17 protein-coding genes are annotated in these 21,544 nt (G+C 55.2%); 14 read left to right on the top strand and 3 right to left on the bottom strand.

What is annotated here, in order from left to right; translation table 11 throughout:
- Positions 1–30 precede the first annotated feature (30 nt).
- Positions 31–1,284, top strand: a complete 1,254-nt coding sequence (locus H7F11_RS00685) for a class I SAM-dependent methyltransferase (protein WP_193650428.1) — start codon at positions 31–33, stop codon at positions 1,282–1,284.
- A 73-nt stretch (positions 1,285–1,357) separates the two neighbouring features.
- The gene (locus tag H7F11_RS00680; RefSeq protein WP_193650427.1) at positions 1,358–1,936 is read left to right on the top strand and encodes a TMEM175 family protein; all 579 of its coding nucleotides are present in this window, start codon (positions 1,358–1,360) and stop codon (positions 1,934–1,936) included.
- Between the two features lie 3 nt (positions 1,937–1,939).
- On the opposite strand, the gene H7F11_RS00675 is transcribed toward H7F11_RS00680, so the two are convergent.
- Positions 1,940–2,806 (bottom strand): pirin family protein, encoded by an 867-nt coding sequence (locus H7F11_RS00675; protein ID WP_193650426.1) that lies wholly within the window; start codon positions 2,804–2,806, stop codon positions 1,940–1,942.
- A gap of 116 nt (positions 2,807–2,922) precedes the next feature.
- On the opposite strand from H7F11_RS00675, the gene H7F11_RS00670 reads away from it, so the two are divergent.
- From H7F11_RS00670 to H7F11_RS00620, 11 genes are all read left to right on the top strand, one after another.
- Entirely contained in the window at positions 2,923–3,840 is a 918-nt protein-coding gene (locus tag H7F11_RS00670; protein WP_193650425.1) for a LysR family transcriptional regulator, read from the top strand.
- Positions 3,841–3,931: 91 nt separating this feature from the next.
- On the top strand, positions 3,932–4,300 hold the full coding sequence (locus H7F11_RS00665) for a hypothetical protein (protein ID WP_193650424.1): 369 nt from the start codon (positions 3,932–3,934) through the stop codon (positions 4,298–4,300).
- Positions 4,301–4,391: 91 nt separating this feature from the next.
- Positions 4,392–4,937, top strand: coding sequence for a Slp family lipoprotein (locus tag H7F11_RS00660; protein ID WP_193650423.1), 546 nt, complete (start codon positions 4,392–4,394; stop codon positions 4,935–4,937).
- Between the two features lie 31 nt (positions 4,938–4,968).
- Positions 4,969–5,376, top strand: a complete 408-nt coding sequence (locus tag H7F11_RS00655; RefSeq protein ID WP_193650422.1) for a hypothetical protein — start codon at positions 4,969–4,971, stop codon at positions 5,374–5,376.
- A gap of 78 nt (positions 5,377–5,454) precedes the next feature.
- Positions 5,455–5,799 carry a hypothetical protein gene (locus tag H7F11_RS00650; RefSeq protein WP_193650421.1) on the top strand — a complete coding sequence of 115 codons (345 nt, stop codon included), beginning with the start codon at positions 5,455–5,457 and terminating at the stop codon, positions 5,797–5,799.
- 65 nt (positions 5,800–5,864) lie between these two features.
- Positions 5,865–6,713 carry a DUF692 domain-containing protein gene (locus tag H7F11_RS00645; protein ID WP_193650420.1) on the top strand — a complete coding sequence of 283 codons (849 nt, stop codon included), beginning with the start codon at positions 5,865–5,867 and terminating at the stop codon, positions 6,711–6,713.
- Positions 6,700–7,506 (top strand): DUF2063 domain-containing protein, encoded by an 807-nt coding sequence (locus H7F11_RS00640; RefSeq protein ID WP_193650419.1) that lies wholly within the window; start codon positions 6,700–6,702, stop codon positions 7,504–7,506. Before H7F11_RS00645 ends, H7F11_RS00640 begins: the two co-directional genes overlap by 14 nt.
- A complete protein-coding gene (recC, locus tag H7F11_RS00635) occupies positions 7,499–10,960 on the top strand; it encodes an exodeoxyribonuclease V subunit gamma (RefSeq protein ID WP_193650418.1) in 3,462 nt (1,153 codons plus the stop codon). The genes H7F11_RS00640 and recC overlap by 8 nt, the downstream gene beginning before the upstream one ends.
- The gene (gene recB, locus H7F11_RS00630) at positions 10,957–14,550 is read left to right on the top strand and encodes an exodeoxyribonuclease V subunit beta (RefSeq protein ID WP_193650417.1); all 3,594 of its coding nucleotides are present in this window, start codon (positions 10,957–10,959) and stop codon (positions 14,548–14,550) included. The genes recC and recB overlap by 4 nt, the downstream gene beginning before the upstream one ends.
- The gene (gene recD, locus H7F11_RS00625) at positions 14,547–16,511 is read left to right on the top strand and encodes an exodeoxyribonuclease V subunit alpha (protein ID WP_193650416.1); all 1,965 of its coding nucleotides are present in this window, start codon (positions 14,547–14,549) and stop codon (positions 16,509–16,511) included. Before recB ends, recD begins: the two co-directional genes overlap by 4 nt.
- Positions 16,512–16,577: 66 nt before the next feature.
- Positions 16,578–19,694 carry an EAL domain-containing protein gene (locus H7F11_RS00620; protein ID WP_193650415.1) on the top strand — a complete coding sequence of 1,039 codons (3,117 nt, stop codon included), beginning with the start codon at positions 16,578–16,580 and terminating at the stop codon, positions 19,692–19,694.
- Between the two features lie 24 nt (positions 19,695–19,718).
- Here the strand turns inward: H7F11_RS00620 and msrB are convergent, their stop codons facing one another.
- Together msrB and msrA are read right to left on the bottom strand one after the other, a co-directional pair.
- Positions 19,719–20,147, bottom strand: coding sequence for a peptide-methionine (R)-S-oxide reductase MsrB (msrB, locus tag H7F11_RS00615; protein ID WP_193650414.1), 429 nt, complete (start codon positions 20,145–20,147; stop codon positions 19,719–19,721).
- A gap of 3 nt (positions 20,148–20,150) precedes the next feature.
- A complete protein-coding gene (msrA, locus tag H7F11_RS00610) occupies positions 20,151–20,744 on the bottom strand; it encodes a peptide-methionine (S)-S-oxide reductase MsrA (RefSeq protein ID WP_193650413.1) in 594 nt (197 codons plus the stop codon).
- A gap of 108 nt (positions 20,745–20,852) precedes the next feature.
- Between msrA and H7F11_RS00605 the strand changes: the two genes are divergently transcribed.
- The gene (locus tag H7F11_RS00605) at positions 20,853–21,434 is read left to right on the top strand and encodes a DUF4337 domain-containing protein (RefSeq protein WP_193650412.1); all 582 of its coding nucleotides are present in this window, start codon (positions 20,853–20,855) and stop codon (positions 21,432–21,434) included.
- The last annotated feature ends 110 nt before the right edge of the window (positions 21,435–21,544 follow it).

Raw genomic sequence — 21,544 nt, 5'->3', positions numbered from 1 at the left:
TTCATCTCCAGATACGGGAGGAAATTTCACGTGAAAGACTTACGAAGTAACTTTCTGGATCATGTCAAAAAAGGCCTCAATGACAAGGCGCTGCCCTTACGGGTCATTTTTTGGGATGGTCACGAATATGCTTTCGATGAACCCACACTGGTCACCATGCATCTCAAATCAGCGAGCGTCATTACCCAGCTCCTCACCGGCAGCGCTCTGGATGTACTGGGCGAAGGCTATGTGGAAGGCACTATCGGCATTGAAGGACGCTACCAGGACATTCTTGCTGTTGCCGAAGGCCTCAGCGACGCATTTCCAGTCAAAAAGCCCAAAACCGGCATTCTCCACAAGGCCTTACACAGCAAAGCCAAGGACAGGGAAGCTATTCACTATCATTACGATGTCTCCAACGACTTCTACAAGCTTTGGCTGGATCGCAACATGGTATACTCCTGTGGCTATTTCAAAACCGGCAAAGAAGATATTGATGTTGCCCAGGAGCAGAAACTGGATCACATCTGCCGCAAACTCCATCTGCAGCCTGGTGAAAAACTCCTGGATATTGGCTGTGGCTGGGGCGGCCTGCTGACCTGGGCCGCCAAACACTATGGCATTCAGGGGGTGGGCGTTACCCTCAGTGAGGAGCAGTTTGCCTTTGCCAAAGAGCGTATTGAAAAGGAAGGCCTCGCCGATCGGGTAGAAATTCGTCTGCAGGACTACCGCGATATTCCCGAACGCGATTATTTTGACAAGGTGTCATCCGTCGGCATGTTCGAGCACGTGGGTCGGGCCAAGTTACCCGAATATTTTGAGGTCATCAACCGGGTGCTCAAGGAAGGTGGTTGGGTCATGAATCATGGCATTACCGCCAGCCAGCAGGACGACGAGGCGGGACATCATTCCGGCAGTGATTTCATGGATAAATATGTGTTTCCCGATGGTGAAATTCCCCACCTCTGGCGCCTCGTCCGGGATATGGCCGGACAGAATCTTGAGGTGATTGATGTCGAAAACCTGCGGCCACACTATGCCCAAACCCTGATTCATTGGGTGGACCGTCTGGAAGCCCATAAGGACGAAGCTACGGCCATGGTCGGGGATAAACGCTACCGGATCTGGGCCATTTACATGGCGGGTTGCGCTTATGCCTTCTGGCGCAACTGGTCGGCGTTGCATCAGGTGCTGGCTATCAAGCAGACCGGGGAGGAACTCACTCCGCGCCCCTGGGAACGGCGCTATCAATATGAAAATGATCAATACCGTCTGGCTGAACCGGATTGGGGGGATTTGTAAGCCCGAAATATTCCCTGACGGAATAATCATGCTTAATATGCCCTGACTAACTGCAGACAGTCAGGGAGAAAGCATGGGCAGAAACCGTTTAGAAGCCTTCAGTGATGGTGTCATTGCCATCATCATCACCATCATGGTCATCGAAATGAAGGTCCCTCACGGGGAAAATATGGCAGCACTGTTACCCGTGCTGCCCGTATTTCTCAGCTACATAATGAGCTTTATTTACGTCGGTATTTACTGGAACAACCATCACAACATGCTGCAAGCCAGTGGGAAAATCACCGGCAGTATTCTCTGGGCCAATTTGCATCTGCTGTTCTGGTTATCACTTTTTCCCTTCGTCACCAGTTGGATGGGTGAAAACCATTTCGCCACAGCACCTACAGAATTATACGGCGTGGTCCTTTTCATGGCTGCCATTGCCTATTTCATCCTTCAGCAGCGCATTATCGCAGCCGGAGCACCGACCCTGCGGCGCGCCATTGGTCGGGACTGGAAAGGAAAAGTCTCGCCCATCTTCTATTTCATAGGCATTATTTCCGCTCAATGGTCACCCACAGCCGCCAAACTTATTTATCTGGGACTCGCTTTTTTATGGTTGATTCCAGATCGCCGCATCGAAAATCTTCTTGTCGACAGCAAAGAATGATATTCATTGTTCCATCTGCCCGAAACGGCCACTTCTGAAATCTGCAATGGCCTGTTGAATTTCCGCTTCCGTGTTCATGACAAATGGACCATATCCGACAATAGGCTCATCCAGCGGTTCGCCACTGAGCAGCAAAAGCACCGCATCACTGTGGGCTTCAATGGAAAAATCCCGGGCCGCAGCATCCAGCACCAGCATCTGCGCGGCCCTTAGCACATTTTCACCGTTCACCGTCAATTCTCCTTGCAACAGCACCAGCGCCACATTCCATCCTTCGGGCAGCGTCCATTGACTGCGCCCCCCGGCCTGCAGACGAATATCCCAGACCTGTAGCGGCGAAAAAGTATGGGCCGGGCCTTTTTCTCCGGCATATTCACCCGCAATCACCCGTAATGATCCAGCCTGTTCCGGCAAAGCTACTTGCGGAATATCTCCATCCACAATGGTCTGATAAGCAGGCGTCGTCATTTTGTTTCGCGCCGGAAGATTCACCCAGAGCTGCACCATCTCCAGCTCGCCCCCGGCTGCCGTGAAGGCTGGCGAATGGAATTCCTCATGCAAAATTCCTGAGCCCGCAGTCATCCACTGCACATCGCCGGGGCCGATTATTCCACCACGACCGGTTGAATCCTTGTGGGCGACCTCGCCCTTATAAACAATGGTGACCGTCTCAAAACCCCGATGGGGATGGGTACCTACGCCACGCGGCTGTTGGCTGGGAGTAAAATGCATAGGCCCGGCATGATCCAGCAGCAGAAAAGGACTCAACATTTTGCCGTGTTGATGATAAGAAAGCATCGAACTGACCGGAAAGCCATCTCCGACCCAATGGGAAGGCGGTGCATCATAAATACCCAATACTTTTTTCATGCCGATCTCCTTGAAAAGCGTCCATACTGGCTACGCTGTTAATATAGATATTGATCCAAAACATGAGTAGTGGCCAAATTCGCTTGTCAGCGTCTCATATATAGGACAATGCATCCATGGAAGACCTGAACGACCTCTATTATTATGTCCAGGCAGTAGAGCATGGCGGTTTCGCTCCGGCGGCACGTGCCATCAACCTGCCGAAATCCAAACTCAGCCGGCGCGTCGCCGGGCTGGAAGAGCGCCTGGGTGTACGCCTGATCCAACGCTCTACGCGCCATTTCACCGTGACGGAAATCGGGCAAATCTACTATACCCACTGTAAAGCCATGCTGGTGGAAGCCGAAGGGGCTCAGGAGGCCATTGATTCCGTCAGGGCGGAACCCGCAGGCGTATTGCGGCTCACCTGTCCGGTAGCCCTGCTGCATTTGCAGGTCAGCACCATGCTCGCGGATTTCATGGCGCAGTATCCTCGGGTCACCTTACTGCTCGAAGCCAGCAACCGGCGGGTAGATTTACTGGGTGAAGGCGTGGATGTCGCCATCCGGGTCAGGCCACCGCCATTGCCTGATAGTGAACTCATCCAGCGTATTCTGGCCGAGCGCAGTCAATGCCTGGTGGTCAGCCCCACCCTGGTGCTTCAGCCAGGACGCATCCAGCAACCCGACGATCTGGTAAAATTACCGAGCATGGGTCTGGGAAGCCTCCAGCAAAATCATCATTGGGAGTTGTCCGGACCGCAAAATGCCGTCGTCATCCGGACGCATCAGCCCCGCTTCGTCACTACGGACATGATTGCCCTGCGGGATGCAGCCATAGCCGGGGTGGGAGTTGTCCAGCTGCCGCTACTGATGGTGCGCGAAGCTTTGGCGACGGGCACTTTGATGCGCATATTACCCGCGTGGGCCCCACATCCGGAGCTTATCCACGCCGTATTTCCTTCGCGACGGGGATTGCTCCCTGCCGTACGCGCCCTGATAGATTTTCTCGCAGCGCGTTTTGCCGAACTGCAGGAAGACAGTACTCATTTTTAGCCGACGCCATTAAAATTGGAACCAACTTTTGGCTCGGGATATGGTCAGATGGGGTATACTGTTCAGGAAGAATCCACATGGAGGAGCCGTCATGCCCATGGTCAATATCATGAGTATCATTGGAGTCATCATTGCACTGGGCATCCTTGCCTTTCTGGTCCTGGCACTGGTTTATCTGATTTCACCGCAAAAACTGGACAGCTTTCTGCGCGGAATCGGCGTTCATCGCGGCATCGGCGTATTCACCGCTAAAAATGTGTTTATGGTGTTGTCACGACTGGCCGGAGTCATGATTCTCCTCGGTGTGCTGACCATTGCCATGGTTTTGTTTCAGTCCTGGCCCAGAGGATGGCTGATCCCGGCTGCGCAGGAACTGGTCATGGCTGTCATTCTGTTTGCTGTCAGCTACTGGGGGAGTCGGAGCAAAACCCATGACGGTAGACCGGGAACTTCCCGTTAAGCTAAAATTCAAGGGCTTGGACTGGCTTTGAACCAATCCAGGATCGTGTCGGTCAATATGCGGGTCAGTCTCATTTTTGCGGAGCAAAATCATGACGAAGCAACGCCTGGCTTTCTGGACCACCCTGATCAGTGCCGCCTGCCTTTCCGGTTGCGCCACGGTCACTCCGGTCAGCGGTACTTTTCCGAATATTACCCCTGCCGCCGCCCAAAGCGGTAACTACAATGGTCATCAGGTGCGCTGGGGTGGGAAAATCATTGAAACCCGACCTGAAACCCAACAAACCTGCTTCACCGTGCTGGGTGAGCCCCTGCATAATAATGGCAGGCCCCAGTCGGAAGAAGGTGAGGCGCATATTGGCCGCTTTGTGGCCTGTGCACCCGGTTTTTATGATCCCATGCTTTATCGACCCGACCGTGAGGTCACTTTTATCGGAATGATTACCGGCACTGAGCACCATGATGTGGGTCAATTCAGTTATACCTATCCCAAACTGGCAGCGAGTACCGTGTATTTGTGGCCTATAGAACCGCCCCGTGCACAGGTGGAGCAACAGGTTTTTGTTGGCACCGGCTTTGGTTTCTTTCCCGGATGGTACGGACCCGGTTGGGGATATTGGCCTCGGGGTCGGTGGTAAGCCTCTTCTTTGTAACATAAAGGAAAACAGGATGCTGAAAAGAGCTTTACTGATATTACTGTGCAGCACCTCGCCGTTTATCTTTCAAAGTGCATGGGCGGCAGGTTCCGGCGACTGCAGCATTTCGGCGCCGGACCATAGCCAGAAACAATTTGATCGTCTGATGACAGCCCTGGTTCACAAGGATTTCAATCTTTGGACAGAAAATGCAGATACCCAGTTCACGACCGCAGCCTCAGCGCAAAGCTTTAAGGAAATGGCGGCCCGGCTTGATGAAAAATTGGACCTGCAAAAACACTGGACGGCGAATTATGTGACCACCCTGAACGAAGGAAAATACCGGAGCGGAATATGGCGCCTGACCATGGCTAACGGCCAGCAGGTTCTGATTCAGATTACCTTTATTCACCATAAAGTTGCAGGATTTCATGTGCTGTGAGAGATTGCTCTTAGTCAAACTGCGGGTGGGCGTCACCATGGCCTGCTCCCTAAAAACCCACTTTGTTGAGGATTTGTCATGAAAAAAACCTATGTTTCTGTTGCGCTCGGTTCCGCTTTTGCTTTGTCCATGGCGGCATTGCCGGCAACCGCCATTGCCGCTACCACGGGCATGGCAACTCTGCAGCCAGTTGCCATGATGGGCAGTAGCGCCAAAAATGAAGGGAATTGCTCGCAGATGATGGGCAAAGGTCAACAGGAAGGCAATTGCTCAAAAGGCATGAACAAGATGGCCCCCAAAGCTTCCAATAACGCCAAGGCGAAGGAGGCACATTGCGTCAGTAAAGCCGCCATCAAGGCCCATGACGGAAAATGCGGCAAAAAAACCATGGAAAAAATGCACATGTCGGCCATGCATTCCTGATTACACCGCTTCCGTCATTTATGAAGCCCGCGTCAGCCCACTCAGCGCTGCCCGAAGCCGCATAAATGACGGGAGCACATGCCGCCGCCAACCTGCCTGAAAATGCCATTGGCCTTGGCCTGCGCAGGGAGTTTCTGGACGACTTACTGGCCCTTGCCCAGAGTGATATCCGTTTTTTTGAACTGGCTCCGGAAAACTGGATTGGCTTTGGCGGCCGCCCGGAACAGCAGCTCCGTCAGTTGACGGATAGATATCCTTTTATTTGTCACGGTCTTTCCCTATCCATCGGCGGGCCGGAACCGCTCGATATGGATCTCCTGGAAGCCGTGGGCGACTTCATGCAAGAGCACGGCATTCAGCACTACAGCGAGCACCTGGCTTTTTGCTCCGACCGGGGTCAACTTTACGATTTATTGCCCCTGCCGCTGACGGAAGAAATGCTGGAATATGTCGCGCAGCGGGTGATGCAGGTCCAGGATTTCCTGAAAATGCCCTTGATTATCGAAAACACGGCCTACTATGGTGATTACACACACAGCACCATGAGCGAGCAGGACTTTCTTTTGGGGCTGCTGGCAAAATCCGGCTGCAACCTGTTATTGGACCTCAACAACCTGTATGTGAACAGTTGCAACCATCACTACGATGCTCTGGAATTTATGCAGTGTTTGCCCGCAGAACGCATCGTTTATCAACACATTGCCGGACACCAGCAGCATGTGAACGGCTGGCTGATTGATACCCACGATGCTGCTGTGGACCCTGCCGTATGGAAACTGCTGCAACACAGTCGGGAGAAATTTGGCCCCAAGCCCACTCTGCTGGAATGGGATAACCAGATCCCGCCCCTGGCGGATTTATTGCGCGAGGCCCGAAAAATTGCACAGCAAACAGCAGCTCATGCAGATTTCTGATACGGCCAATGAACCGGACCGGCTCAGGATACTGACTGCCCATCTGCGCAATCCGGTCAAGCAACCCCGTCCAGTCTTTATGGATGCCCAGGCGGTAGATCTTTACCGGGAACTGCTGGTGGGTAATTTTGATGCTGCCCTGCGTGCCTGTTTTCCTCTGTGGATTCGCTGTCTGGGTGAAGACCAATATGTGCGCTGGCGAGATGCGTTCATTGCTGAACACGCCTGTCGCAGTCCGTTTTTTCGCCAGATTCCCGATGAATTTATGGCCTATCTGAGCCAAAATCCGCAACGTCTTCAGCAGGATCTGCCTTATGCTCTGGAACTGGCGCACCTGGAATGGCTGGAACTGGCTCTGGGTGTTGCCCAGACCGACACACTCCCCGAGCACAGTGGATCAGCAGCGCAGGATCCCTGGACCACCCCGCTACGGCTGAACGCGGTTCATGCGCTGGTTCAGTATGCCTATCCTGTCCAGCAACTGATATTGCGGCCAACATTCTCCGCAGCCCCCGTTCTCGACCCGAATCCGGTTTCCCTGTACCTTTATCGGGATCGGGTCGACGCTGTCCAGATGCTGGAGCCTGATGCCTTGAGCCTGCAAATACTGGTCAGTCTGGATGCAGACCCGCAATCTGGAAGCGCCATCTTCCAGCATTGGCAAGACCACGGGAAGATTGACGGGAATGCCCAAACAGTTGCCGAGCAAATGCAGGGGCTCCTGCGCCAGATGCTGGATCTGCAGATGATAGACTTTGTGAACAGCAATGACTGCCGGACCTTACATGACTGAAACATTGGCCGGCTCCCTGGAGCCCGGTTTTATTGTCCTCCAGGGCGACCGCCTGGAATGGCTTCGTGATGCCGTCCTCGAATGGCTGCGCAATCACCCGCTGCAGCCTCTCGAAGAAGAAATTTTTCTGGTCCAGAGTAACGGCATTGCCGAATGGCTGCAGTGGACCCTGGCAGAGCACGAGGGGATTTGTGCGGCCGTCAAGGTCATGCTGCCGGGACGTTTTCTCTGGGACAGTTACGCCAGGGTACTGGGCCGGGAGCAGGTCGCCAGCCGTTCTCCTCTTGATAAACAGGCACTTACCTGGCGACTGATACGGCTGCTTCCGCAGCTGCTATCCACCCATGATTTTGCCCCCCTGCAGCATTATCTCAACGGCAACGGCAGCACTGCCATGGAACGCCGCTGGCAGATGGCCGCGCAAATTGCCGATCTTTTCGACCAATATCAGGTTTATCGCAGTGACTGGCTGCAGGACTGGGCTGAGGGCCGGGAGACGTTGCGCAACGCGCAGGGACAAACCGCCAGCATACCGGCAGATCAGCGTTGGCAGTCTCGACTCTGGCAGGCTGTCCAGCAGGATCTGCTGCTACAGAATAAAAGCGCCGTCATGGGCCGGGCCGAAGTGCACCAGGCTTTCATAAAGGCCATGATAAACGGAGCAACACCGCGTCCGACCCTGCCCCGCCGGGTCGTCCTGTTCGGGGCGGCCACACTGCCCGAACAAAGCCTGAGCGCCCTGGCTGCACTGGGGCAAAGCGTGCAGGTGATTCTCGCGGTACCTAATCCCTGCCGCTTTTATTGGGGAGACATCATTTCAGGACGGGAACTGCTCCGCCGCGAACGCCGCCGCCAGCCCTTGCGCCAGGATCGGGACCTCAGCCAGATAGCGCCCGAAAATCTGCACAGTGAATGTAATGTGTTACTCGCCCAATGGGGTCGCCAGGGTCGGGATTTTCTGAACATGCTGGAGCAATGGGATGATACCCGGGCCAGACAAAGCGCGCTGGCCATCCCGCGTATTGACCTGTTTAGCGAAGACTGGGGCGAGACCCTGCTCAGACAACTGCAGGTACTGATCCGCGAGCAGGAAGTCATTACTCCGGAACACTGTCAGCCAGTCTGCGAAACCGACCGTTCCATTGTTTTTCACGTCGCCCACAGCGCCCTGCGCGAGTTGCAGGTTCTCCATGACCAGCTACTGGACCATCTCGCCACCGGTTCCATGCAGCCTCGGGATATCATTGTGATGGTCCCGGAAATCAGCCGCTTTGCGCCGCTGATTCGCGCCACTTTTGATCAGTACGACCGCGAAGATGCACGCTATATTCCCTACCATATTGTGGATTTGCAGGCGCGCGAAGAATCTCCCCTGCTGCAGGCACTGGACTGGTTGCTGCAATTACCGGAACAGCGCTGTCAGCAAAGTGAAATCCGTGATCTGCTGCATTGCCCGGCCTTCCGTCGACGTTTTGGCTTGGAAACCGGTGATCTGCCCCTGCTCGAATCCTGGCTTGAAGAATCCGGGTGGCGCTGGGGTTTATCGGCAGAACATCGCCACGCATTGGGTATGTCCTACTGCGGCGCGCAAAATACCGGCGCTTTTGCCCTGCAGCGGCTGAATCTCGGTTATGCCAATGGCCATGACAGTCACTTCGCCCATATCGAGGCCTACGGCGAGGCCGGGGGGCTCGACGCAGCACTGCTGGGTCCTCTCAATCAGATGCTGGAACGTCTGGAAAACTGGCAACACGCTCTGAGCACGGCGCGGAGTCCGCAGGCCTGGGCTGAAGCGGCCCGGCAGTTGCTCGCCGATTTTTTCAGTGCCGAAGACGCAGATGACGCTGAAATCATGCAACAACTGGACGCCGCCCTGCAGCAGTGGCTGGAAGATTGTGCCCTGGCGGATTTTGCCGAAGACCTGCCCCTGGCAGTATTTCGCGCCAACTGGCTGGACATGCTCAACCTGCCGGAATTACATCGCCATTTTCTCGGTGGTGGAGTCACCTTCTGCACCTTGCTACCCATGCGGGCGGTTCCCTTCGCCATGATCTGCCTGTTGGGCATGAACGAGGAGGACTATCCGCGTCGCAATCCGCGCCCGGATTATGATTTGATGGCCCTGGCGGGCATGAGTCGTCCGGGTGACCGCTCACGCCGGGATGATGATCATTACCTGATGCTGGAAGCTCTGTTGGCGGCACGGCAAATCCTGTATATCAGCTGGACGGGTCGGGACCCGCGCAATAACCAGCTGCGTCAGCCCGCCTTAATGATCAGCCAGTTGCGCGATGCCATCGCCACGGGCTGGCCGGATAAATATCCCGCCGACGACCCCGCGCCCGAAAAAAACCGCGTGCTCCGCCGCATCACCCGGGAACACCCGCTGCAGGCTTTCAGCCGGAAATATCTGGAGCATCCACAAAAATACCGCACATGGGCGCGCGAATGGTTCCCTGATCCGGAAGAAGAAGCCCGATCTGATCTGGCCCAGCCCGTTCCGGCACTTGCCGTTCCGGAAACAGCGACCAGAACCCTGAGAGATTTCATCGAATTTTTCCGTTGTCCGGCACGCGCCTTTTACCGGCAGCGTCTCGATACATTTTTTGGGGATGCGCCGGCTGACAGCGAAGACAATGAAACTTTTGTCCTGAATGGACTGGATCAATACAGTCTGCTTAACGACGTACTGGAAGCGGCAACAACTGTGGAATCGACGGAAAATCTGCTGCCCATTGTGACGCAAAAAATCGCCGCACAATTGCGCAGTGGTCAATATGCCTTCGGGATTCTGGGACAGCGGCAGGCGGAAACCTTGCGCAGCAGCGCCGTGCCCATTCTCAGCGTCTGGCAAACCCTGATGCAAAGCTGGCAGCCCGACCATCAACGCCATGCGCTTTATCATGAAGCGGGGCATGTGTTGCTGGATGACTGGCTGCCGCCTTTGTATCTGGATGCCGACCAGCATCGGGCTTTTCTGCAGTGCCGTGCCAGTCGCCTGCTCAATGATAAAAACCAGATTCAGGCTGACAAAATGGCGGATATTTGGATACAGCAATTATTGGCCGCAGATTTGGGTATTGCCAGCCGCGCCATTGTGCTGGGCAAGGATGCCGTGATCCACAGCACCCAGCCCATTGCAAATGCCTCCGACATTCTCAAAGAACTGCTGGATTTCTGGGGAGAAAGCCTCCTCCAGCCCCTGCCCGTCACCCTGAAAACAGCAGTGGCCGCATTCCACAACGCCAACCCCGCTGCAATCTATGAAGGGAATCAGCATAGCGACGGAGAAGTACAGCGTTACCCCGGCCTGGCCCGGGACTATCCGGATTTTGCCCGCCTGAGCAGCCAGCGCTGTGGGCCTCGCCAGTGGGGCTTTCAGGAATATGCCGAAGCCCTGTACCGGCCCTTTGCCGACTGGCTGGGAAAACTGGAAGTGGAGCCACACGCATGAGTACGGCGCTAAACCCTCTGGAGATGCCACTCTGGGGCAGTCGTCTCATCGAAGCCAGTGCTGGCACCGGAAAAACCTGGACCATTGCGGCATTGTACCTGCGCCTGATTCTCGGTCATGGGCAGGTCGGTCAGCCCGTGCTGATGCCGCTACTCCCCGAAAACATTCTGGTGATGACCTTCACCCGGGCCGCGACCCAGGAACTGAAAGAACGGATCCGCCAGCGTCTGCAGGAGGCTGCCGCGTATTTTCGTGATCCGGAGCAGCAGCCAGCTGATCCATTTTTGCAGACCTTGTCAGAGGACTATGCAGAGCCAGCCGCACGTCAGCATGCCGCCTGGCGACTATCTCTGGCCGCCGATGCCATGGACCAAAGTGCCATTTTCACCATTGATGCCTGGTGCCAACGCAGCCTGCGCGAACACGCCTTTCTGACCGGCAGTGATCTGCGCGAAAGCCTGCTGCAGGACGACAATGATCTCCGCGCCGATGCCATCCGCGACTTCTGGCGGCAGGAAATATATCCACTCCCGGAACACCTGCTGGAGCCGGTGCTGGCGGTGTTTGCTGATCCCGATCAGGTCCAGAGTAAAATCGTTCCGTTGCTTGGTAATGGTGCGACTTTTGGCCAGCCTTCCCGGCCTCTGCAGGCACTGCTGTCGCAATCCATAACGGCGCTGCAACAGCAGATTAAAATGTTAAAACAACGTTGGTCTGATCAGCAGGCAGACTTGCGTAGCTACATCCTCCAGATTCTGAATGGTCCGAAGGCAGACAACCCGCTCAATGGCGGAAAATACAAACCCGAAGCCATGGAAGCGGTTTTCGAAGCCTTGCAGGACTGGCTGGATAGCCCCGAACAAATCCTGCCCGCCAATCTGGAGAAATGTCAGTTACTCCGCGCCAGCAGCCTCCAGAAAAACTGCAACAAAGGTCGAACTATCGAAGTACCGTCTTCGGCCCGGATACTGGAAGCCGTTCTTGACGAACTGGAGACCCCCAAAGCGCAATTCCAAAAAATTCATCATGATATTCAAAGCCATGCTGCCGCCTGGATTCAGCAACGCCTGGAAACCCTCAAAGCCATGCATCATCAGGTCAGCTTTCACGATTATCAACGTCGCCTCGCCGACGCGCTGGGTGATCCGGCCCGGGCCGAACAACTCAAAAGCCGTCTGCAAAATCAGTATCCGGTGGCCATGGTCGATGAATTTCAGGATACCTCCAGCCTGCAATACCGGATTTTCGACGCCATTTACGCCACGGCAAGCAACACCCCCGAGCGCCTCCTGCTGCTCATTGGTGATCCCAAGCAATCCATTTATCGTTTTCGCGGCGCCGACATCCTGAGTTATCTGCAGGCACGACGCCTGACTGCAGGCCGGCACTACCAGCTCGACACCAATTTCCGCTCCAGCAAGCCACTGGTAGCCGCGCTCAATGCGCTCTATGACGAAGCCGAAGCAGAACTATCCGAAGGCGCATTTGCCTATGCCAAAGCGGGTGCAGACAATCCTTTGCCCTACTGGCCCGTCCAGGCCAAAGGCAAAAACGCCTACTGGCAACTCGACAGGCAACCCGGGCCCGCCCTGACCATCTGGTCCGCTGCAGAATCTCTCAACAAAGCGGATTATTTGTACCATGCCGCCGAACAGGCAGCAGAATGCATTGTCCAGATACTCGCTGATCCTGAAACCGGTTTTCGCCAGGAAAACGCTAAACAAATACGACGGGTAAGCGGGAGAGACATCGCCATTCTCGTGCGTGACCGTCATGAGGCTGCCTGTATCCGCGAAGCCCTGCAACGGCGGCGCGTACGCAGTGTTTTCCTCGCGGAAAAACAATCTGTATATGACAGCCCCGAAGCACAGCAACTGCTGCTCTGGCTGGAAGCCGTTGCCGATCCGGAAAACACCCAACGCCTGCGCGTCGCTCTGGCCCTGCCGCTACTCGACTTGTCCCATCAGGATCTGGATGCTTTCAATCGGGATGAAAATGCCTGGGAAGAACAACGGGGCAATTTTCAGGACTTGTCACGCAGATGGCGGCGTCAGGGCGTTTTGGCCATGTTGCATCACAGCATTCATCACTTTGCCATAGCCCGTAAGCTGTTGCGCCACCCTGATGGAGAACGGCGCCTGACCAATCTCCTTCAGCTTGGCGAACTCCTGCAAAGCGCCAGCGCCACCCGCGAAGGACCTGAGGCGCTGATTCATTTTCTCCGCGAGGCCATCGCCGCTGGCCATGATCAGAGTGATGCCCACATTCTTCGCCTGGAAAGTGATGCCGAGCTGATTCGGGTCGTCACCATCCACGCCGCCAAAGGCTTGCAATACCCTCTGGTTTTTCTGCCGTTTATTGCCACTTACCGGAAAGACAAGGCTGAGGATTATCAGGTTCAGGTCGAAGGGGATGGCGCAGCGCGCATTATTTGGGAGCGGGGCGACTCAGAGGCGACGGAACGCGCCCGCCTGCAGGAAGATTTACGCCTGCTGTACGTGGCGCTGACCCGTGCGGAATATGCCCTCTTCCTGGGACTGGCGGCACCCAGCACCGCTAAATCGCCCATTTTTGACCACAGCGCCATCGCCTATTTATTGGGGCATCAGCACCACCATATGGCCTTGCCCGAGCTGCTCAACCGCCTCCAGAAAAATGCCGCACTCAGGGAAAACCTCCAGATCCACCCCCTGTCTACGGAAATCCCGGTTACCCCCTTGGTCGCCAGCACCAGCAATACGCAAAGCCGGATTCCCGATTATCATGGTCACTTCGATAAAACCTGGGGAGTAGGCAGTTTTTCCCTGCTGGTGCGTGATCTGGCCTCATCTGCCCTGCCCAGTGCACGACGTGCCCGCCAAGGGGCCAGCTGGCACCAATACCCACAGGGAATGCGTGCCGGAACTTTCCTCCATGACCAACTGCAAGCGCTCGCGGGGCAAGGGTTCGCCACTGTTTTGCAAAAGGGCAGCACCTCACGTATCGCCCGGGCCTGTGAACAGGCGGGTCTGTCCGACTGGGCAGAAGGCACCCTGGAATGGCTGCAAGCCATCGTCCGGACGCCCCTCACGGCATCCGGCCTGAGCCTAGAAAACCTGCAGCACTATCAGAGTGAAATGGCTTTCTGGTTTCCCGGTGCCGCACTGCGCAGCCGGAAACTGGACCAACTCTGCACCGACCAGATGCTTCCCGGCATGCAGCGGCCGCGCCTGCCGGATCGCGTTCTGCACGGTATGATGCGCGGCTTCATGGATCTGGTGTTTGCTGATACCGGTCAATATTTTGTCATGGATTACAAATCCAATGTCCTCGGCAGCGAGGATCAGGATTATCATGAACAGGCCATGCAGCAGCAGACCCTGCAACATCGTTATGAACTGCAGGCCAGTCTTTATCAACTGGCCCTGCACCGCTTACTGCAGCAGCGTCTGGGCGGGAATTACGATCCGCAGGTGCATTTGGGGGGAACCCTCCTGTTCTATCTGCGCGGACTGGAAGGACCGCAACACGGAATCCTTCATCTGCCCGCCAATCCGGCACTGATTGAAGACATGGACCAGTTGTTTGCGTCCGGAGAACGCGCATCATGAGTCAGGCCATATGCCATACCAATCCCGAAGCCATTCTGCAGCTTTTGCAAGACTGGACGGAAGCGCAATGGTTGAGGGCTCTCGATCTGAGTTTTGCGCGTTTTCTGCTCAGTCTGGAACCCCAGGCACCGGCCCTCTTGCCGCTGGCGGCAGCACTGCTCGCCCGTCTGGAAGGCGAAGGACACACCTGTCTGCAGCTCGACCTTTTTCTGCATGAGCCCGACCGCTTTCTCAGCGGACCATCAGAACTGGTCACGGAAATTCGCCATATCCTCGCCGCATGGTCCCAGCCGCAACAATGGATCAACATTCTCAGCACTTGCCGGGTGGTGGAGCACATCAACCGCACTCACCCAAAACTTCAGGGCGACGACAGCGAAACACCCCTGGTACTGGATCAGGGCTGTCTGTATCTGCGGCGCTACTGGCGCGATGCCCAGTGCATCGCCCGGACACTGACAGAACAGGTCAGTCGCAGGGCGCTCAATCCCGCCTCGGCAGACACACTGAAACCGCTGCTGTCACAACTTTTCCCCGCTGACACTTCAGGTTCGCAGGAAAATCTTCCCTGGCAGAACATTGCCTGTGCGCTGGCCATGCGTGGCCGCTTCACCATCATCACGGGTGGCCCGGGTACGGGCAAAACCTACACAGCAGCCCGCCTGATGGCCCTGCTCATGGCCCGGCACAACAGTAGTTCACTGCGGATTGTGCTCGCCGCACCTACCGGCAAGGCTGCCGTGCGCATTAATGAATCCCTGCACAACGCCATTGCCCAATTGCCGCCGCTGGACCAACAGGATCTGGCGACCGCCTTTGCGCGCATCGGTCCGGCACGCACCCTGCACAGCCTGCTCGGCGCACGTCCCGGAACCCGCCGCTTTCGCCATGACCATCAGCACCCCCTGGATCTGGATGTGCTGATCGTCGATGAAGCCTCCATGATTCATCAGGAAATGATGGCCGCCCTGTTGCGTGCCCTACCCGAACATGCCCAACTGATTTTGCTGGGAGATCAGGACCAGCTGGCTTCCGTCGAAGCAGGCGCGGTACTTGCCGATCTTTGCAATCATACCGGGTCCTACGACAGTGCAACCTGCACATGGCTGGAGGAGACTTGCGACTGCACGCTGGAGGCAGACCGCCGATCTACCAATCCACTTGCCAGCGGAGTGGTGCGACTGCAACGCAGTCATCGCTTTAACGCCGGAATTGGAGCGCTTGCTGACGCCGTGCAACAGGGACAAACATCCCTGGCTATCCAGACACTCCACCAGGAAGCAGTGCTCCAATGGTACGAGGCCCCGGAAATTGCGCAGATCCTGCAACTGGCGGACAGCCACTCAGGTTACCGGCCACTCTGGGAAAATATCCGCCGGGCTGGCAGCAAAAACATCGAGGAACACGCCCTTTGGGTACAGCAAATTCTCGAACAATATGGCGCGTTCCGCCTGCTTTGCGCCCTGCGCCAGGGGCCCTGGGGTGTTAGCGGAATCAACCAGGCCATTGAAGACCATCTGCAGGAAACCGGCCTCCTCAAAACCCAGGGGCTCTGGTATGCCGGACGCCCCGCCCTGATTACCCGCAATGATCCCCGGCTGGGGCTGAGCAACGGGGACATCGGTATCGCTCTTCCCGATCCCGAAGGCAAGCTACGGGTGTATTTCCCCGGCAACGACCCCGTGCCCCGCGCCATTCTCCCCAGCCGCCTCAAATACAGCGAAAGCGCCTGGGCCATGACCGTGCACAAATCCCAGGGTTCAGAGTTCCAGCACACGGCCCTGATTCTGCCGCCGCAGGATAGCGCAGTGATCCGCCGGGAGCTTTTATATACGGCCATTACCCGGGCCCGCGAGAAATTCAGCTTGTTTGCCACGAAGACTGGCCTGGAACAAGCCATTACCCGCAGAACCCTGCGGATGAGCGGCCTGCTGGCAGCCTTGCAAAATTCAGCTAATTAATAAAAATAAAATTCGCCAGACTGCCCATGATCCACTACCCACTTTAGAAAAACCCCACAGGAAAGCATGCCCAGTCGATTCTCCATGAAATCCCGTGCGCTACTGAATTCGCTACTTCAGAATCGGCAGGCCGATTTTACGGCCGCCATTGCCCAGGCGGTAGAGCGGTTTTATGCAAAAGTAGCGGAATACCCCGAATTGGAGATTGTACTGCAGCGTCTGGGTAATGAAAGAGTCTCTCGACTGAAAACGGAACAATGCAAGCACTCGCTGTCGCTGCTTCTTCCGGACGATGGTAATGACCTTGAGCTGCGATCACAGGAAATCGGTAAAATTCACGCTTTAATGGGCATTCAAAGTGAATGGCTGATCAACAGTATGGCCCTTTACAGTGACAGCCTGCTGGAGCTGCTCAATCCCTTTTTTAAAGACACCCCGGAATTACGCGGATATCTGCTGCAAAGACTCGCCACGGACCTTGCCCGCCAATTGCAAGGCATGGAAGCCGTAGCCCTGGAAGAGCGCAAAATTCTTGAGGACATTGATCAATTGCTGATCAGCGAGGTCACTCCGGAAGAAAGTGTGCGGCAGATGATCAACAAGTTGATGACCATTTCCGGGCTGGATGGTGCATGGATCGGCCATTCTGAAGATGGCATTCACCTGCTCCGCGATCAGGTCAGCGGTGAAGCAATGGAGGAATACCTGGATAGTGTTGAGATTCGTCTGGACGATAGTCCTTACGGCCAGGGACCCGCTGGAAAAGCCTGGCGCAGCGACGAAATTGTGTATGTCGACGACTGGCAAAGTGATCCGATCACAGCCCCCTGGCAAGAGCCCTCCCAAAGATATGGCTGGCGCTCCAATGTAACCATTCCCGTCAAGGTCAACGGCAAGCCTTATGCCACTATTGGTCTGTACAGCAAGATTCCTGGGTTTTTTCGTGCCCCCAATCGCCAGAACCTCATACGACACCTTGCCATCATGTTGGGCATCGCCATTGGTCGTCATCAACAACAAATACGCATCGATCGCTTGAATAGTCTCTATCGGGCCTTTCTCGCCGAGGGCGACATTCTGATCCGGGCCAGATCCGAAACCGAGATGCTCCGCAAAACCTGCCAACACATTATTGAAGGAACCCTGTTCAAAACCGCTTACGTCATGAAGCCCGATCCGGTTGGCTGTTTCAGGGCCCTTGCTGGTGCCGGTACCGGGAGCGGGATTCTCGGCAATCCGGGTATCCAGCTGTTTTCAGACCGTCCCAGCCTCTTGCGGGATACCTGGCAATCTGAGCGCCTGCAATACCGCAATGATTACCGCAACGATCCCGCTTTCAGTGCTCAGCATAATCTGATGGAACAACAAAACTGGGCCAGTGTCGCCACCATCCCGATTCGGCGTAACGGACAAATCTGGGCGATTCTGGGTGTGACCAGCAGCGAAAAGAACATTTTTGACCAGGAAATCCTGGGTGCGCTTGCCCGGGTAGGCAAACTGATTGGTTACGGCCTGGATGAAATGGATCTCAAAAAACGCATTGATCAGGAACGCATCACCCAGAGCTGGATGGCGCGTCATGATGCGCTGACCCGATTGCCCAATCGGGTGGCCCTTCTGGACAGAATTCCCGAGGCCATCCAGCGTGCCCAGCGTGAAGAAAAATTACTCGGCATCTGCATGCTTGATCTGGATGATTTCAAGCCCGTCAACGACCAGCATGGTCATGCCGCCGGCGATGTATTATTGCAAAAAGTCGCCGACCGACTGGGTCAGGCACTTCGGCAGACAGATTTTGTAGCCCGGGTGGGGGGCGATGAATTTGCCCTGGTTCTGGAAAACATCCAGAACATGGAAGATGTAGAAAAGCTGATGGTCCGGATTTCTGAAGCCCTGGAAAGGCCCTATGTTCTTCCCGGCAATATCACCGTCAAAATCGGCGGAAGCCTGGGCATCACCATTTTTCCCTTTGATGAAGGGGATAGCGAAATACTGCTGCGTCATGCTGATCAGGCGCTGTATGCCGCCAAAGCCAATAAAACGGAACGCAAACACTTTTGGGCCAGTTTTCAGGGAGAAGAAGTATTTTCTGGAGAAACCTATCTGCCGTATTTAACACTGCTTCAGCAGGATGAGGGCCTGATTGCCTATTACCAACCGATTCTGCATCTGGCAACGGGTCGCATCATTGGCATTGAAGCCCTCGCCCGCCTGCGGCAAGGCACTGAGATTATTCTTCCCGACTCGTTTATTCCCCATCTGGACAGCAGGGCAGCGCAAATGCTCACCAGCAGAATGCTGCGTTCTGCCACCCAAACAGCACAACAGCTTCATCTTGCCGGATTTCCTCTCGAAGTTGCCGTCAACATTCCTCCGGACGCTCTCTTTGCGGATGATTTTCTGCCCGAATTGCAGGCCATTCTGGCCGACAGTGCTCTGGCACCGGAACAATTAACCCTGGAGATTCTCGAAAATGGCGATTTTTTATCTCTGCAACTGGCCCAGGAAAAAATCGCCACCATTCGCTCGTTGGGGGTTCGTATTGCTCTGGATGATGTGGGTAGCGCCTACGCCTCACTGCTGCGCCTGAAAGAAATTGCCGTTGATGAAGTCAAACTGGACCAATGTCTGGTCCGTGGAATTCCCGAGCAACCCGGCGATCTGATTTTCGTTGGCAGTGTTGCCGCATTGGCCTTGTCCATGGGTTCGCGTTATGTGGTCGAGGGGGCTGAAACGCCGGAGACGCTGGATGCTCTGGCTGTTCTTGGGGTGGACTGCGTTCAGGGCTACGCCATTGCACGGCCCATGCCCGAACAAGCACTGCTACCCTGGCTTCAGGCCTGGACGCCACAGCCACAAAACAATCAGCCTAAAACCCTGCTGGGTGCTTACGCCTCGCATTTGCAATTCGACAGCTTATATCAGATTGCGCCCGCGATTCTTGGCCAGCTTCCCAGCCTGGATGATTCTCATCGTTGCCGTTTGGGAAAATATCTGGATACCCACGGTCTCGCGAACTCCGCACTCGCAAAGGCCCATCAGGCCTACCATGCCTGCATTTCTCGCGAACATAGCCCTGAAGAAATCACTCGACTCAGAAAGAAAATGGCAGACAATTTTGCGGCCACGCACGACAGCCTTCCCAAAAACCAGGCACTCATTCATCCTGAAAACCGCAGTTAGCCTGAAAGCTTGTTGTTCTCAGGCTCATCCTGCCTCTGGTTCAAATCTTAGGGCCGCTGAATTCAGGCAATAGCGCAGGCCGGTGGGTTCAGGCCCATCCGGAAACACATGCCCCAGATGGCTGTCGCAGCGGGCGCAACGGATTTCCGTACGCACCCTGCCATAGCTGGTGTCGGTCAATTCGCGGATATGGTCAGGGGCGAAAGGCTCCCAAAAGCTGGGCCAGCCGGTTCCTGACTCAAATTTGTTGGCTGAGCGGAACAGGGGCAGACTACAAAGAGCGCACACGTAGTCACCGGCCTCTTTTTCATGAAGCAAACCTCCACAAAACGGCGGTTCCGTACCGTGCTCAAATAACACATGACGCACTTCTGCGGGCAAATCTTTGGCCATTTCGGCACGGGTGTTGGCATCAATGGGGGTCAAGTCATATCCTGCAGATGAAGTAGGCATTTCCTAAGACTCCTTGGTGTGTAAATACTGTGGAAAAGTATGCCGTAATTTTTCCACCTTGGGCAAAGCAACCGCGCAGATATAAGGTTGATCAGGATTACGGCGGGCGTAATCCTGATGATAGTCCTCCGCAGGATAAAAGTTCTCCAGAAGGGATACTTCAGTCACTATGGGTTGTCCGAACATTCCCGTCGCATTGAGTTCTGCAATATAATTGTCAGCTATCTGCCGTTGGGCAGCATTTACGGCAAAAATAGCCGAGCGGTATTGTGTCCCCACATCATTCCCCTGACGATTGCGTTGGGTGGGATCATGGGCCACGGCGAAAAAGACCTGCAACAGACGGCCGAATGACAGGCGCGCCGGATCAAAATGAATCTGCACCGCCTCGGCATGACCGCTTGTACCACTACAGACCGCCCGATAATTGGCTGTTTCCCGGGCTCCTCCGGTATATCCCGAAACCACCCGGGTGACGCCTTCCAGAGCAAGATAAACAGCTTCGGTACACCAGAAACAACCACCTGCAAGTACGGCCATTCCGGGCGTAGTGGCGTCTGGTTGCTCTCCCTGGGGAGCTGGTATTTGCATGACCATCACTAACCTCCTGGATTCGTATTCGGGAAAGACCACAAAGCACTTGACCTAAACCGGCAATCTCATGAGCATAGCCGCAAATCAACGATTGACCAAGCTGGAGACGTCATGAGCGGACATGGACTGCATAGCCACCCACCCCACGAAGAAATGGTTCATCATGCTGCCGAAGGTCATGGCGGAGAGCATCACAGTCTCAGTCAGTGGGTCGCCATATTTACCGCCATTCTCGCGGCCTTTGGCGCCATTGTCAGTTATCAGGGAACGCACCTGATGAATGAGGTACTGCTCCAAAAAAACGAAGCCGTCCTGGAAAAAGCCAAGGCTGCTGACCAGTGGAATTACTATCAGGCCGTCAGCACCAAGCTGCACATGATGGAGCTGGCCATTATTCTTGCCCCGAACAAATCCGGCGACTTTAAAGAAAAAATTGCAAAATATGAACACCAGAAAGTCAGCATTCAGCAAAGTGCCACGGAAATGGAGCAAAAATCTGAAGCGGCCAACCGTGAGTCGGCGCATCTCAACCGTCCCCATAATGATCTGGAAATTGCCATGATTTTTCTGCAAATTGCCATTTCATTGGCATCAATTACTGCGCTGACCCGACGTAAATGGTTGTTTGCGGTAGCGGGGATCAGTGCTGCCGGAGGCATTGGTCTGTGGATAAGCGCCATTTTTTTATTTTGATCCGGTCTCCGGCAACCATTCCATACCCTGCAACAACCCATTCCGGCCTAGCAGCGCTGAATGATCGGTTCTGACGGATCGGGATGCGACAGATCAGGGTATTTGCTAGG

The sequence above is a fragment of the Acidithiobacillus sp. HP-2 genome, from assembly GCF_015100155.1.
In the GTDB taxonomy this organism is placed as follows: Bacteria; Pseudomonadota; Gammaproteobacteria; order Acidithiobacillales; family Acidithiobacillaceae; genus Acidithiobacillus.
This window is presented reverse-complemented; position numbering and strand designations above follow the sequence as displayed.

Coding starts and splice junctions, on each gene's coding strand:
- H7F11_RS00680 (WP_193650427.1), top strand. CDS start 1,358: ATGGGCAGAAACCGTTTAGAAGCCTTCAGTGATGGTGTCATTGCCATC.
- H7F11_RS00675 (WP_193650426.1), bottom strand. CDS start 2,806: ATGAAAAAAGTATTGGGTATTTATGATGCACCGCCTTCCCATTGGGTC.
- H7F11_RS00670 (WP_193650425.1), top strand. CDS start 2,923: ATGGAAGACCTGAACGACCTCTATTATTATGTCCAGGCAGTAGAGCAT.
- H7F11_RS00665 (WP_193650424.1), top strand. CDS start 3,932: ATGCCCATGGTCAATATCATGAGTATCATTGGAGTCATCATTGCACTG.
- H7F11_RS00660 (WP_193650423.1), top strand. CDS start 4,392: ATGACGAAGCAACGCCTGGCTTTCTGGACCACCCTGATCAGTGCCGCC.
- H7F11_RS00655 (WP_193650422.1), top strand. CDS start 4,969: ATGCTGAAAAGAGCTTTACTGATATTACTGTGCAGCACCTCGCCGTTT.
- H7F11_RS00650 (WP_193650421.1), top strand. CDS start 5,455: ATGAAAAAAACCTATGTTTCTGTTGCGCTCGGTTCCGCTTTTGCTTTG.
- H7F11_RS00645 (WP_193650420.1), top strand. CDS start 5,865: ATGACGGGAGCACATGCCGCCGCCAACCTGCCTGAAAATGCCATTGGC.
- H7F11_RS00640 (WP_193650419.1), top strand. CDS start 6,700: ATGCAGATTTCTGATACGGCCAATGAACCGGACCGGCTCAGGATACTG.
- recC (WP_193650418.1), top strand. CDS start 7,499: ATGACTGAAACATTGGCCGGCTCCCTGGAGCCCGGTTTTATTGTCCTC.
- recB (WP_193650417.1), top strand. CDS start 10,957: ATGAGTACGGCGCTAAACCCTCTGGAGATGCCACTCTGGGGCAGTCGT.
- recD (WP_193650416.1), top strand. CDS start 14,547: ATGAGTCAGGCCATATGCCATACCAATCCCGAAGCCATTCTGCAGCTT.
- H7F11_RS00620 (WP_193650415.1), top strand. CDS start 16,578: ATGCCCAGTCGATTCTCCATGAAATCCCGTGCGCTACTGAATTCGCTA.
- msrB (WP_193650414.1), bottom strand. CDS start 20,147: ATGCCTACTTCATCTGCAGGATATGACTTGACCCCCATTGATGCCAAC.
- msrA (WP_193650413.1), bottom strand. CDS start 20,744: ATGGTCATGCAAATACCAGCTCCCCAGGGAGAGCAACCAGACGCCACT.
- H7F11_RS00605 (WP_193650412.1), top strand. CDS start 20,853: ATGAGCGGACATGGACTGCATAGCCACCCACCCCACGAAGAAATGGTT.